The sequence below is a fragment of the Kaistella flava (ex Peng et al. 2021) genome (genome assembly GCF_015191005.1).
GTDB lineage: Bacteria > Bacteroidota > Bacteroidia > Flavobacteriales > Weeksellaceae > Kaistella > Kaistella flava.
In genome coordinates this window covers 3112558-3127166 of the sequence record NZ_CP040442.1, presented here as the reverse complement: position 1 = coordinate 3127166, position 14609 = coordinate 3112558, and the positions used below count along the sequence as shown (strand labels likewise).

Annotated in this window: 11 protein-coding genes; all 11 read right to left on the bottom strand. The window is 33.9% G+C overall.

Annotated features, from left to right (window positions below):
- Window positions 1–151 precede the first annotated feature (151 nt).
- Complete coding sequence (locus Q73A0000_RS14045) at window positions 152–499, bottom strand: KTSC domain-containing protein (protein ID WP_193811562.1); 348 nt, start codon at window positions 497–499, stop codon at window positions 152–154.
- 471 nt (window positions 500–970) lie between these two features.
- On the bottom strand, window positions 971–1393 hold the full coding sequence (locus Q73A0000_RS14030; protein WP_193811559.1) for a hypothetical protein: 423 nt from the start codon (window positions 1391–1393) through the stop codon (window positions 971–973).
- A 53-nt stretch (window positions 1394–1446) separates the two neighbouring features.
- Complete coding sequence (locus Q73A0000_RS14025) at window positions 1447–2832, bottom strand: hypothetical protein (protein ID WP_193811558.1); 1386 nt, start codon at window positions 2830–2832, stop codon at window positions 1447–1449.
- 98 nt (window positions 2833–2930) lie between these two features.
- Window positions 2931–3326 carry a hypothetical protein gene (locus tag Q73A0000_RS14020; protein WP_193811557.1) on the bottom strand — a complete coding sequence of 132 codons (396 nt, stop codon included), beginning with the start codon at window positions 3324–3326 and terminating at the stop codon, window positions 2931–2933.
- A gap of 11 nt (window positions 3327–3337) precedes the next feature.
- Complete coding sequence (locus Q73A0000_RS14015; RefSeq protein WP_193811556.1) at window positions 3338–3616, bottom strand: helix-turn-helix domain-containing protein; 279 nt, start codon at window positions 3614–3616, stop codon at window positions 3338–3340.
- 81 nt (window positions 3617–3697) lie between these two features.
- Entirely contained in the window at window positions 3698–4654 is a 957-nt protein-coding gene (locus Q73A0000_RS14010; protein WP_193811555.1) for a hypothetical protein, read from the bottom strand.
- Window positions 4655–4813: 159 nt separating this feature from the next.
- Entirely contained in the window at window positions 4814–6148 is a 1335-nt protein-coding gene (locus tag Q73A0000_RS14005; protein WP_193811554.1) for a phage integrase SAM-like domain-containing protein, read from the bottom strand.
- 494 nt (window positions 6149–6642) lie between these two features.
- Window positions 6643–8865 (bottom strand): M1 family metallopeptidase, encoded by a 2223-nt coding sequence (locus tag Q73A0000_RS14000; RefSeq protein ID WP_193811553.1) that lies wholly within the window; start codon window positions 8863–8865, stop codon window positions 6643–6645.
- 75 nt (window positions 8866–8940) lie between these two features.
- Window positions 8941–9822, bottom strand: coding sequence for an SDR family oxidoreductase (locus Q73A0000_RS13995; RefSeq protein ID WP_193811552.1), 882 nt, complete (start codon window positions 9820–9822; stop codon window positions 8941–8943).
- A gap of 327 nt (window positions 9823–10149) precedes the next feature.
- Window positions 10150–13077, bottom strand: coding sequence for a M16 family metallopeptidase (locus Q73A0000_RS13990; RefSeq protein ID WP_193811551.1), 2928 nt, complete (start codon window positions 13075–13077; stop codon window positions 10150–10152).
- Window positions 13078–13143: 66 nt separating this feature from the next.
- A complete protein-coding gene (locus Q73A0000_RS13985) occupies window positions 13144–14481 on the bottom strand; it encodes a dihydroorotase (protein WP_193811550.1) in 1338 nt (445 codons plus the stop codon).
- Between the last annotated feature and the right edge of the window lie 128 nt (window positions 14482–14609).

Below are 14609 nucleotides of genomic sequence, written 5' to 3'. Positions count from 1 at the left end.
TCTCAGTTACCTTCTCAGATGTTAGATATATGCGTATGTGTTAAATTAAAAAACTAATATTCTCATACTATTTCAATACCACCCCCATCACGCATTTCATCGGAAATTCTCGAAAACGTTTCAAGTTTTTAGGTTGCAGTATGTCATATTTCTACTTCAATTTGATACTATACTTTCCCTTGATGTTACGGTGGTAAAATTTCCCTTTACTATTTGCATTCTTAAAACGTTCCCATACTTCTATTGGTACATTACTAAAATGATATTCCTTTCTTTTCATTCCTAAAGTTAGAAAACCTTTTTCACCATCTTCACTTTGAAAGTGTGCGGAAGTAATAAAACTACTGTTTCCTGTGTCGGTGGTTTCATCGACTTTAAAACTATTGGTCGAAAGATAGTTTTCAACTTGATTATAGTTTGTGAATCTCTTTAGTGAAATCTCTTTCTTACACGAAAATAAAACAAACAGAATAATATAATAAAATTTCGAAAAGTGCATTTATTTTTACTACTAGTTACTGTTTAACTCATTAGAATTACGATTGTACCACTGATAATCAACCTTGTTCAAACGATGTATAACACCAGTATCTTTAATAAGTAGAAACCCATCGCTAATTTCATATCTATCTTTTTCCTTATTAGTATAATAAACATAAAGAAAACCTAATGAAATTAAAATAACCATTACTTTAAAAACCTTGTCGAATATATTTTTCATAATACTTTAATTTGTTTTGTTGGAATAAATGCTTAAAAATGGTCTTTGAATAGTTTTAAAATTGCGGGAATAACTAACAGTCCTATCGCAAAAACATCTGCAATTACGAATATCCAAATAAAAATCTTTACATAGATAGGCGTTTTTACTTCTTGTTGCATGCCTCTTGGTATTGACATTCTATATGTTTTTTAAATTTTTATATAAGACAAAATTTTTAACGAACCGAAATAATATAATCACAAGTAATTATAAATTTATCTCCCCATCACAAACAAATCGTGCTATTGAATCTATATTAGTTTCTGGCGGAACAGTTTCCCAATCAGGATAAGAATACTCCTTGCTTCCCAATGGTTCATTCTTACCGTCATACTCTATAATTGTAAATGTCTTATGCATCCTCTCTGAAATTGGAGTGCATTTAAATTCGGACTTACTCATGAGATAACCCCCTTTTACTGAAATAATTTTCCCACTTTTTGATTTAACCCTTTTATCGTCATCAACATATTTAACCCATGCTCTCTTTTCTGATATTCTTTTCACTAAAACATTTTTTGATACGATGTGAAATATTTCATCGCCGTTTGACGGCATAGGAAAATAATTTGTTTGTGAATAACTTTTAGAGAATAGCATAAAAAGTACTAAAAATATAATTTTTTTCATAATTTTTCATTTATACTAATATAAGATTTTTTTTAAAAACAAAGAATAATGTTTTAGAAATCCCACACTATTTGCAATTGATATTGATTATAGTTCCTTTGCTCAAACTTCACTCTATTGTTTCGGGTATTGTGATAGGGGTTTGTTTTTGTATTCCTAATATTATGCGCGATATAATAAATCTGTTTTTCGATGGGGCGCGTTTTCATTTTATCACTTAAATATTTTACATATAATTTCCTGAATATATCGGGGTCATTTTTTTTATAGAATTTTAAACCAGTAGAGCATAAATACAAACTACCTTTTTTTTGCATTGAAATATTCAAACCAGTTACTTTGCAGTAGGTGTTATTTTCGGGGGCATTTACACCCTCATTTATTACCGCTAAGTCGTTACTATTATTTGGACATTTTACCCCTATATATGAATGGGGAATTTGTCTAAACTTAGTAGTTTGATGAGGTGCTAAAATGTCGGGGAAAATGTCTAAACTTTTGGCGGTTAATTCCTCCATCTTGTCGCCTATTAATTCCGACACTTTACCCTTTATGTTTTGGGAATATTTTAGCGTTAAATCTGCAAACCGTTTTTTATGATAATATTTATCTTTTCGGTCTAAACTCTTCCAGTAGTTAGGATTTCGATAATCTTTAAACTTAATTTGTTCGGGCGTTCTCATCTTTAAATTATCGGTCGTATAATCGTAAAAATAAACCTCATCAAATTCCATCATTAACATTTCTTTAAAATGCTGGAAAAATTCAGGTTTGCATAAATCTGCGAGGGTAATAATTCCCATTTGATTTAATACTTCCATTTTTAAAAACTTAATTTCAAAACGTAGCGTATTTGGTTTCAACTCATCTTTGATTAATTGCGCTAAAGAATGTTTCTGCGCGCGTTCCGTTGGTGTTATCTTACTACCTTTCAATTCAGATTCTAAACGCCTTAAAACGCGGTTATTTTGCGCGCTCTTATTATAGATTTTAATAATATAATTTTCTTTTTTTGATTGCATATAATACGCGCCCGCAATTGGTTTATTAAACTCCTTTGTTCTATGAAATAAAAGATTTTCTAATAAAAGATTTGGATTAAATTCAGTTTGAATATTTACTCCTATTTCCACGTTTTCAAGTTTACACAAATCAGGAACTAAATGAATTTCGTTTTTCAGATTAATTACAGACGTTTGAAAATTTAATGCGGTAAAATCATTACCGTTAAAATCATTCCTATTAAAATATTTGTGAATACTACCAGTTATAATAGTTCGACCAGACGCCCAACGTTCAATATTAAAATCAAAATAATTTCCCTTTACGGTCTCATCAAGTTCTCCCGTATTATGATTAAAACCACTTTTAAAATCTATTGATGAGATTGGCAACACATAACCAGTATCAGTGTATTTTATCTTTATAAAATCAATCATTATTTACTATCTTTGTTTCTTACAATAGCGAAAGTCATTTGTAAAGGTTTGAACGCCTAAAGGGAATGCATTTATTTGCATTCCCTTTTTTTTGGGTTCTAAAAGTTTTTAATTAGTTCTTTTACTAGGTTTTCACGTTCTATTTTAGATTGAATATAAAACTGCGGTGCAATTCTAATAAGTATCTTATCCGTTTCAGAATCGTAATAAACCACGCATAAAGATTTCACGCCCTTAATTGGTAAATCCGAATAATAATAGTTCGCTGTATCGGTCGGTCGTAATCCTGTCAAAGTACATTTCTTCCAACTGGTGGCATTTCTGATTAGTAAAAGATAGTACGCTCCTGTAATTGCATTAAAACCATTGTTTATTACAATTCTTATCAACTCTGGCAAAAGTTCCTTTTCGGCAGTTTGCAATTTATACTGTGCGAACGTCTTTTTAACCTCATCCAGTGTGTAGGTTAATTTATAGGTATCGGGTTTGAACATAGCAATAAATATTAATCGTTAATAATCATTGCCTTTTCAATATCGTCCATTCGATAATAGACGCGCGAACCCAGTTTATAGGTTTTCAATATCCCGCGTTTTCTCCATTCATGAATGGTAGGTTTTGAGATACCAAAACGCTCGCAGATATCCTGTGCGGAATAATAGCGGTTTGGTTGGTTATCGTTAAAAGTTTTGGTTAAATCTGCGAGTAATTCAGATTTTATTTTTCCGACGATTTCGGAAATTAGCGCAGTCGGTTCTATTCCGACGAAATTAATTTGTTCCATTTGTATTATTGTTTTTAATTCAACAATACAAAGGGATTAATGGGAATTTGATGGGAATGCGTTATTTTCCCATTTCTTACTTTATAGAATAATTTTAGTTAAATCAATATTAAATTGATATAATTTATTATTTGCCAATTGGAGATTTTTAGGATTTTTGTAAGGGCTATTTTTATCATTATCATTTTTCTTTGCGCCTAACATAACCCCTAAATTTTTTGCAATCGTTGCTGAGTTAATCCCACTAAGTGCAGATAATATTTCTGCAGTGTGTTTTTCATTATTAACGTCATTTTGGATTGACTGAATGTATTTTATAATTCCCAATTTTTCTAATAAAATCATTCGTTCAAGTTGTCGAGTATCTGAATAATCGTTTTCCGTTATTATTTCATCCTGTACGTCAGACTTTATACTAGTATCAAAAATCTTTCTATCTAATTCATTTAAAATATTAGTTACCGCGAATCCGTAATTTTGAAACTTATGTTCATCCGCCTTAATTTTCCCATTATCAAAATACAAAAACTTGAAATACTTATAATGAAATGTTTCCTGTAGTAAATAAATTTCGCGAAGTGATTTACTGTTAATAGAAATATCATGACTTGCAACGTTTTCTGAGATAATAAATAAACGTTTAATTGGGTCATCCTTAATATCAAAACCTTCATAATCTTTAACGAAAACATCTTCATCATCAACAAACGGTGAATAAGGGTTGTATGAAAATGGGTCACCTATGAGAGGCATATAATAATTTAAATAATCTTCAACGATTAATGCAAACATCGAAATTGATATTTCATCGTCCTCATATGTAATTCCAAAAGATTCATCAAACGAACGTGTTTTTATCCAAATTAAATCATTAAAAACTCTTTTGGTATTATCGAATTTTATCTCAAAACTGTACATCCTTTTTAACTGATGTAAAAAATCTATTTCAGTTGCATTCGGGAACTCTTCGATAAAAGAATTTAAATGAGAAGTATAATTTTCCTGAAAAGATTTTAGAGATTTAAAAGGGATATCCATTTTATAAAGTTTGAACGTTTTAACAAAAATAGAACGTTTTTTTTAAATAATGTAAGTTATACACCATTTTTACTTTCCATGCTAGATATTGGATTTGTCAGTTTAATTAATCACTGACTACCAGTTGTTTAAATTACTTTTACAGATTGATTAGATAATTTAGACAGTACTATTTTTCATGTCGTTTAAACTGTCCATCTTATCAGATTCTATCTTATCCCAATAATCAAACATTTGCGCGGTCAGTTCGTCGCTATCTTTACCGATATATTTTAAAAATTCCGTTTCTGTTTTGTGTTTTGTAACACTCATAATTATAGGGGTGGGAATAATTCCGTAATGCATAGACGCGAACGTACGACGGCATAAATGCGACGAAACTAATTTATGAAGTGGATACGTTCCGAAAACATATTTTTTATTAACCTCATCGAAAATACGTCCAGTTTCGGGGCGGTCTAATCCCGCGCGTTTAGATATTGCCTTTAGATTTAAATTAAATATCGTTTTGTTACTTTCTAAACTTTCAGAATACAAAGGGGGAAAATTACCTTTATATTTATCCAGTATCTTTTTTACTTCTTTATGAACAGGAATTTTAACGCGTGCCTTTACTTTTTCCTGTGTAAGGTTTATAAATTCCCTACCCTTTGCGTCTTTCGTTATCATTCCCTTATTCATTCCGAACAAGTCGCCCGCGCGTTGCCCTGTATATATTCCGACAATTAACCAGTCCCGCGTAATTTCCCACCGTTCATTTAAAAAATTAAGGTCTATTATAGATTGCAGTTCATTAGGGGTAAAAATTACGGTTGGGGTTTCGACGGTAAAACCTTTAATTTCTTCGAGGTCGTCACTAACTTTTAATCTTAGTTTTCGGGCGTCTTTAATGATGGTTTTAGAGTACTTCAAATATTTCCCTACCGTATTTTCGTTGAGGTTTTCCACATCCCGCAAATAGGTTACAAATTCATTTCCCATTGTTTCCCCATAATCTGAAACGCGAACCTTTTTATTTAAGGTTTGCAGAAAAGTTTTGAGTTTAGAAATAATGGTAATTTGTTTTTGTTTGGTTCGGTATCCTATGGGCGAACCTTTATATTTCCTAAATGGCAAAATATTGGTTTCGTAGTAATCTAAATAGTTTGTAAGATAATCGAGTTTTTCAATTCGTCGCCCACCTGAATAAAACGCAGTAATAATTTCATCTAACCAGTCAGAATTTATTATTTCGGTTTCGTCACGTTTTCGGTATTGCTCCAAAATGTAAATTTCCAAACCATCTAAAGTTTCATTTAGTTCTGTCAAAGATTCTTTGTCTTTTGGATTTAATGCAGTAAGATTTTTTGGACGTCCTTTTTTATCATTCCAGTAAATGGAATTAATAGACTCGCGGGTTTGTTTTCTAAAATCAATTTCTTTGCCCTCATAAAATCGGACTGTAATTTTAGAATTTGCGGTTTTGGTGCGTAATAAGAATTTAACGTTTGCCATTGTATAAGGTTTGAACTATACAAATATAGTAAAATAGGGTAAAATTAACCCATATTGTACCGACAATATTTATATTATTCTCGCAAAGACCCTATTAATGGTAATTGACAAACTTTAAAATGTACCGACATTGTACCGAAAAGTTTAATTTATAACCTTAATTACCCTTTATTACCTTAACTACTTAAACAGAATGCACTATCTTTAAAACACCATAAAACACCATTGACAAAGGGTTTAATGTTGTTTGCACTCATTCAATATAATAGGTTTGATTTCAGGTAATAAAGGCGTTATATTCCCTGTGGGTCTACTACTTAAGGTTAAACGCTCTGATTTTTCAGAGCGTTTTTTGTTGTTATTTAATTGATAATTAAAGCCTTCAGATTTACGATCGCAAAATAGAAATTTACAAGACCTGATAGCATGAAAAAAAAACGTCCCACGAATTGCTTCGTGGGACGGTCATCAATTATTTAAAAATTCTAACTTGTTTATTCTTTAGTGAAACTGAAACTTTGTCCGGACTGATTCAATTTGAAACTTTTATTGTCTTTGGCAAACTCCAATTCAAGGCCGGCCGTCGCGAAACTGAACTTATCAGCACCTTCATATTCCAGCGGAAACGCGGATTGACCTTCACCCTGAGCCATTAGTCTGTTATTTTCTTCTTTAATTACTAATTTCATAGGCAACTGTTTACTGGAATAAGTTCCAGTGTAATTACTCAAAATAATTTTTTCAGTAGAACTAGTTTCCATTTTAAAAATATTGTCAGCTGGATTGGCATCAGGTACACTTCCCGATGAATCTATTTGCACCGAAACTATCTCCTTTGTAGTCGGAACTTCAAAGGACCATTCTGAATTTCTTTTCCAAATTTCTACCGGTAATTTTACATTTTTAATCGTCCCATCTTTAAATTTAATATCCAAATTAACCGGCATTGGTAATTGTCCGATATTTTCGATTTTAATGATAACCCCTTTTGTAAAATCGCCATTAACATATTTTGCGCTTTTTACAGCTTGGTCGATTTTCCATTTATTTAAGAACCAACCTCTCCAGAACCAATTCAACTCTTCACCAGAAACATTTTCCATTGTTCTGAAAAAATCATCAGGAGTTGGATGCTTAAACGCCCATCTATTAATATATTCCCGAAATGCTTTATCGAAACGAGCTTCACCTAAAATATTTTCACGCAACATTTGCAGTCCTGCACTTGGTTTATAATATCCTAAGAATCCTAAATTCCTTTCTTTTAAGTTATCTGGCGCCGTCATTACCGGCTCCATACTGTCTCCGTAAAAAGCCCGCGACATGGATTGAAGTGGTTTCGCCTGGTAATATTCTCCATTATTAAAGTCTTTTTCGGACACCGAATTAATAAAAGTATTAAAACCTTCATCCATCCAAGCGTATAATCTTTCGTTCGATCCTACGATCATCGGAAACCAGTTATGACCAAACTCGTGATCAGTAACACCCCAAAGATCTGCTCCTTTTGAATTCATATGACAGAAAACGATGCCTGGATATTCCATTCCGCCTTCATTACCTGCAACATTTACTGCAGTTGGATAGGTATATTCATACCATCTTTTGGAGTAATGTTCGATCGATGATTTGGTATATTCAGTCGATCTTCCCCAAGCTTCATTACCGTCACTTTCTACCGGATAAGCAGAAATTGCCAACGATTTCTTTCCACTTGGTAAATTAATTTTTGCTGCATCTAAAATAAATGCGGACGAAGAAGCCCAGGCAAAATCTCTTGTATTTTCAATTTTAAACTTCCAGGTTTTAGTCGAAGTTGAAGTTTTTGCAGCTGCATTAACTTCCTCAGCAGAACGAATAATTACCGTCTTATCGCTATTTCTCGCCTGATCCCATTTCTTATTTTGGTCGTTAGTGTAAACTTCTTTTGGATTCAATAATTCACCGGAAGCAACAACAAACTGATTTGCAGGAACCGTCAGATTTGCGGTAATATTTCCGTACTCTAAATAGAATTCTCCGGCACCGAGATAAGGTAAAGTATTCCATCCCATTTGGTCATCATAAACACACATTCTTGGGAACCATTGAGCAATCGTGAAGATCTTACCATTCTTGGTGTCTTCAACGCCCATTCTGTCTGAACCGTAATTTGGCGAAACAAAAGAATAATTAATAACGAATTTTATAACGCCACCTTTTGCTTTTAAATCTTGTGGAAGATCAATCTGAATTCGGGTATCGGAAATTGTATACGTCGGATTTACTTTTACTTTTTTCCCATTTGCGGAAAGGATCTCGATAGATTTAATCGTATAACCGCCATCGAATTCTTGTCCGTGCGCACCATTTCGACTTCCAGCCATCGGAACTACCGCATTTCCGCGCGAATCTTTTTTAAATAAATTCTGATCCAGTTGCAACCACAGAAAACTCAAATTATCAAAACTGTTATTCGTGTAAACAATTTCTGCAGAACCTGAAATCTCGTTTTTAGCATCATTCAAAGTGGCGTTCAAAACATAATCAGCACTGTTTTGCCAATATTGATGACCAGGTTGTCCGCTTGCTGAGCGGGTTTCAGTCGCATTATTCAGATAGAAATACGGTTTGAAAGCTTCGGTATAACTATACTTTGGTGCATCATTCTGAGCAAATGAATTCACAGAAACTGCAATTGCCAATGCGACCATTGGCTTTAAAAATTTAAAATTCATGAGGGATTTTATATATAAGTATAAAAAAACCTCAATATTGTTACAAATATTGAGGTTTTATATTTAAAATTAAAATTAGTTTGACTTTTTAGCTTTAATCATCTGTTCTAACATATCCCACATTTCTTGTGGAATTTCTTCCAGCATGTTAAATTCTCCAGCTCCCTGGAGCCATTCTCCACCGTCGATGGTTACCACTTCACCGTTCATGTAAGCAGAATAATCTGAAACCAGATAAGCAGCAAGATTCGCTAATTCTTGATGTTCTCCAACTCTTCTCAACGGAACTTTCTTACGCATGTCGAATTTCTCGGCTAAATCTCCGGGCAATAATCTTTCCCAGGCTCCTTTTGTTGGGAATGGTCCTGGTGCGATAGCGTTGAAACGAATTCCGTATTTTGCCCATTCTACAGCTAAACTTCGGGTCATGGCTAAAACTCCAGCTTTCGCACATGCCGAGGGAACGACGTATGCAGAACCTGTCCAGGCATAAGTGGTGACAATATTTAAAACTGTTCCGGGAACTTTATTATCGATCCAATATTTCCCGATGGAAAGCGTACAGTTTTTGGTGCCTTTTAAAACGATATCTAAAATAGAATCAAATGCAGAATGCGTTAATCTTTCTGTGGGTGAAATAAAATTTCCAGCCGCGTTATTTAACAGAATATCAATTTGTCCGAATTCTTTGATTGCTGCTTCTTTCATGGCTTCAACCTCATCCCAATTTCTAACATCGCAAGAAACACATAAAACTTTTCCGCCTGTTTCTTCTTCGAGTTCTTTTGCAGTGGCTTGAAGTTTTTCTAAATTTCGGGAAGTGATGACAACTTTTGCACCTAATTGAAGAAAATATTTGGTCATGGCTTTTCCAAGTCCGCTTCCACCACCGGTTACAATGGCTACTTTATCTTTCAATGCATCTTCTTTCAGCATTGGCTGCGTATATAAATTCATATCGTATTGTTTTTGTAAATTTAAGAGAAATAGCTTTAGGAAAGTTACGAAAAGTTATGCTGAGGATAGAAGCAAACAATTTGATGATATGATGATGTGATGATTAAGCGATGTTAAAGCTTGAATGTCTAACAGCGCTCTTGGAAAATAGCGGAACTGCGCCCCGACTTGAACGGAGCTCTTTTTCTGACGAGGAACGAGGATGAAAAAGAGCGGGAACCCTTCGACAAGCTCAGGATAAATTCAGGCGGAAATGTGCGCCCAAATAAATAAAAAAAACTGCCCCAAATCTGGAGCAGCTTCATTATACTATTGAAATTGAAAGTTTTAGTAACCGAAAAGTTCTTCTAAAGAAATTTTCTTCACTTCTCCCAGTTTCTCCAAATCTTTCATCGGAACTCTTTTTTCTGACGCTACGATTGCGTAAGTGTAAGGTTTTCCAGAGAAATTGGTTTCGTGGAAATTTTTCAAATCCTGCATTTTGATATTGTCTACAGAACTGTAAATCGTTTTTCGCGGATCTTCAGTCAAACCTAAATCTTTCGCAGCTAAATAGTTGAAGATGATATTATCCTGCGTAATTCTTTCCGTTTGAATGTCTTTTTTAACCTGCGTTTTTGCTAGGTTTAAATTCTCAGATAAATCTGGCATTTTGGTCAAAAGTTCAGTCATTGCGGTAGTTGCATCATTGAACTTATCAGCCTGACTGCCGACATAACTCATCATATAATATTCCTGATCTTTCTTTTGCGGCTGCACATAAACACCGTAAGTTGAATAAGCCAAAGCTTTACTTTCTCTGATGGTCTGGAACACGATTGAACCCATTCCGCCACCGAAATAATTATTGAAAACTTTTACAACTGTGTTTTTGTTTGGATCGTAATTTTCGGTATTTCTTATCCAACGTGTTTCTGCCTGAACCATGTCATAATCAGTAAACAACACTTTGTTTTTAGTTTGTGCAGTTTGCTTGAATATTTTTGCCGGAGTTGCTACTGCAAATATCGCCGGAACTTGGCGCATCGTTTTCAACTTACTTTCCAGATCTTTCAATGAAGCCGGACCGTAATAAATCACCGTTTGCTCATAATCATTGAGGTTTTTAATTCGATCAACCAATTCTGCAGAAGTTGTTGCTTCTAACTCTGAATTGCTCATGACATTGTTGAATTTATTTTTCTCACCGTACAAAGCATAACTTGTCAAGCCTTGAAGAATTGCGCCTTTATTAGCTTTCACATCTTTTCTGCCTTTTGCCATTCTTTCTTTTAATCCTTTTAGAGCAGCGTCATCTCCTTTTACATTTTGGATTAAATCTTCGTATAATTTAACAGCTTTGTCGAAATTCTCCTGCAACCCTTCGATGGAAACAGTGGTATATTCTTCGCCGGTCGCAACGGTGAAGTTACACGCGATTTTATAAAATGCTTTTGAAATTTCTTCTGCAGACATTTTATCTGTTCCTAAAAACTGTAGATACTGAGCGGCAAGCGGCTGTTTCAAATCATTTAAAGAACCAATTTTGTAACGGTATTTTAAACGGAAAATCTGATTGTCAGTATTTGGAACGTAAAGCACTTCCGCTTTTCCTAACATTGATTTCTGAATATCTTTTTTGTAATCCAAGAACACTGGAGTTGAAGGATTATTTGGCATTTCTCCAACTGTTTTTACAAAAGAAGATTGTTTGTCAGCGTTTGTTTCAACTGGAGTGATCTGTGGTTTTTCAATTTTAACCGTTGCTGGAGATTCTCCTTTTCTTTTTAAAATTGCGACATAATTTTCACCTAAATATTTGTTGGCAAAGTTTACGATATCGGCTTTAGAAATTTTAGATAAATCATTTACATAAGCAACCTGATCTCTCCAGTTCAATTCTGAAGTGAAAGCATCCATCAAAGATGCTGCTCTATCACCATACGTTTCAGATTCGTAGATTTTATCTTTCTTGATATTATTGATGATTGAAGTAATTAAATCTTGATCGAAGTTTCCTTTTTTCAAATTATCAATTTCACCGAGAACCAAAGTTTTTACGTCCTCTAAACTTTGACCGTTAGTGGGAGCTGCACTAATAAATAAAACTCCGTAATCGATCAACGTGAATGTAGAAGCCGAAGCACGTAATAATTTTTGTTTTTTCACCAAGTTCAAATCCATTAAACCCGCTTTTCCATTCGTCAAAACCTGACCAACCAGATCTGCAATCAAAACGTCTTTGTCTTTATTTCCAGGCAATCTGAAACCGATGGTTAAATTTTCTGCATCCGGACCTGTAATTTCTTTAATGATTGGTTTTGAAATCGCAACTTCCGGAGTGAAAGTATATTTTGCAACAGGCTTGTTTTTCATGTACGAAAACGCTTTGTCAACCTGTGCAATCACAACATCAGGATCAAAATCTCCCGATAAAATTACGCCCATATTATTAGGAACATAATAATTATTGAAATATTTACGGATTTCTACCAAAGAAGGATTTTTCAAATGTTCAACTGTTCCGATCGTCGTTTGCTGCCCGTAATTGTGGTTTTTAAACAACTGTGAGAAAAGTTCTTCAAATACTTTACTTCCGTCACTATCTAAACTTCTGTTTTTTTCTTCGTAAACGGCTTCCAACTCCGTGTGGAAAATTCGTAAAGTAGGATTACGAAATCGTTCTCCCTGAACTGCTAAATACTTATTCAAAGAACTGCTCGGAACATCATCGGTATAAACCGTCTGTTCGAAACTTGTGAAGGCATTCGTTCCTTGCGCTCCCATCGAAGTCATCATTTTGTCATACTCATTTGCAATCGCAAACTTACTTGCAACACCGGAAACTGAATCAATCTTTTTGTAGATTGCTTTTCTTTTCGCTTCATCTTTTGTTTTATTGTACGTTTCGTAAAGCGCATCAATCTTTGCCAATTCTGGCTTTTCTTTTGCCCAATCCAAAGTACCATATTTATCTGTTCCTTTGAAAAGTAGGTGTTCCAGATAATGCGCCAAACCGGTGTTTGTTCGCGGATCGGTTTTACTTCCTGCTTTCACAGCAACATAAGCTTGAATACGAGGATCTTTTTTGGTCGGACTTAAAATGACCGTTAAGCCATTTTTCAAAGTGTAAAATCTTGCACTCATCGGATCATTGGTCACATACTTATAAGTGTAACCGTTGGAGGTCGCTTCTTTCCACTGAAATTGATCCTGCGCAAAAGCGTGCATCGAGATCAACAACGTGACAATTGTTAAGGAGAGTTTTTTAAACATAGATTATATTTTATATAGTATTAGACGAAACTTTTCGCGAATTGTTTCAAACATCGCATTAATTTATCAATTTCTATCAAACAATAGTCTTTCACCGTGCTTTTCTTCTGAAACTTTTCCGCCTGAAAAAGCCAAGAAACCATTAACAAAAGTGTGGGTGATTTTAGAATGAAACTCAGTTCCTTCGAATGGACTCCAACCACATTTTGCCAAAATATTTTCTTTTGAAACTGTATATTTCTCATTGAGATCAACCAAAACTAGATCTGCTTTATAACCTTCTTTTATAAAACCGCGTTTTTCAATTTCAAAAAGAATGGCCGGATTATGACACATTTTTTCTACAATCTTTTCTAAAGAAATTTTACCATTTTTAAAATTTTCCAACATCACATTTAAAGCATGCTGTACCAAAGGTCCGCCAGAAGGCGCTTGTAAATATTTCTGAGATTTCTCCTCCAAAGTATGTGGCGCATGATCGGTTGCAATAACATCAATTCGATCATCTAAAAGCGCTTCCCACAATCCATCTTTGTCTTTTTGAGTTTTTACGGCAGGATTCCATTTGATGAAATTTCCTTTCGTTTTATAATCTTCATTGGTAAAAGTAAGATGATGAACGCAAACTTCAGCAGTGATTTTTTTATCTTTTAAAGGAATATCATTTCTGAAAAGTTCCATTTCTTTTGCGGTAGATAAGTGAAAAACGTGTAATCTGGCTCCTGTTTTTTTCGCCAGCTCAATCGCTTTTGAAGACGAAATATAACATGCTTCTTCACTGCGAATTAAATGATGTGTAGTCACGGGAATATCTTCACCATATTTTTCTTTAAAAATTTCCGTATTTTTTCTGATCGTTGCTTCATCTTCACAATGCACCGCAATCAACATTTTGGTACTGCTAAAAATCTTTTCTAAAGTTTCCGGATTATCAACCAACATATTTCCGGTTGAAGAACCGAGGAATAATTTAATTCCCGCCACATTTCGCGGATTGGTTTTCAAAACTTCTTCCAGATTATCATTGGTTCCGCCCATCATAAAAGAATAATTGGCAAATGATTTCTCGGCTGCAATTTTATATTTATCTTCTAATAATTCTTGAGTAACTGCGTTCGGAACCGTATTCGGCTGTTCCATAAAACTTGTAATTCCACCGGCAATCGCAGCTCTTGATTCACTTTCGATATCGCCTTTCCAAGTTAAACCTGGTTCGCGGAAATGAACTTGATCATCAATAATTCCTGGTAAAAGATATTTTCCGGAAGCATCGATTATTTGATCGACATTTTCTTCGGAACTATTTTTTTCAATTTTAGAAATCAAATCATTTTCAATAAGAATATCACTTTCGATAATTTGATTTTCGTTGACGATCTGGGCATTTTTAATAAGGATTTTCATTTTGGGAGAACTAAGATTTAGTGGATTGAAAAATTAAGATTCGCTTTTGGAAATCAGCTTTCACAAATTTAATATTTAAAAACGATTTAAAAATGCTTCCCACTTTATTTCAAATAAATTAAAATTAA

Bases quoted from the DNA above. Each gene is read 5' to 3' on its own strand.
- Q73A0000_RS14045 (WP_193811562.1), bottom strand. From the start codon at position 499: ATGCACTTTTCGAAATTTTATTATATTATTCTGTTTGTTTTATTTTCG.
- Q73A0000_RS14030 (WP_193811559.1), bottom strand. From the start codon at position 1,393: ATGAAAAAAATTATATTTTTAGTACTTTTTATGCTATTCTCTAAAAGT.
- Q73A0000_RS14025 (WP_193811558.1), bottom strand. From the start codon at position 2,832: ATGATTGATTTTATAAAGATAAAATACACTGATACTGGTTATGTGTTG.
- Q73A0000_RS14020 (WP_193811557.1), bottom strand. From the start codon at position 3,326: ATGTTCAAACCCGATACCTATAAATTAACCTACACACTGGATGAGGTT.
- Q73A0000_RS14015 (WP_193811556.1), bottom strand. From the start codon at position 3,616: ATGGAACAAATTAATTTCGTCGGAATAGAACCGACTGCGCTAATTTCC.
- Q73A0000_RS14010 (WP_193811555.1), bottom strand. From the start codon at position 4,654: ATGGATATCCCTTTTAAATCTCTAAAATCTTTTCAGGAAAATTATACT.
- Q73A0000_RS14005 (WP_193811554.1), bottom strand. From the start codon at position 6,148: ATGGCAAACGTTAAATTCTTATTACGCACCAAAACCGCAAATTCTAAA.
- Q73A0000_RS14000 (WP_193811553.1), bottom strand. From the start codon at position 8,865: ATGAATTTTAAATTTTTAAAGCCAATGGTCGCATTGGCAATTGCAGTT.
- Q73A0000_RS13995 (WP_193811552.1), bottom strand. From the start codon at position 9,822: ATGAATTTATATACGCAGCCAATGCTGAAAGAAGATGCATTGAAAGAT.
- Q73A0000_RS13990 (WP_193811551.1), bottom strand. From the start codon at position 13,077: ATGTTTAAAAAACTCTCCTTAACAATTGTCACGTTGTTGATCTCGATG.
- Q73A0000_RS13985 (WP_193811550.1), bottom strand. From the start codon at position 14,481: ATGAAAATCCTTATTAAAAATGCCCAGATCGTCAACGAAAATCAAATT.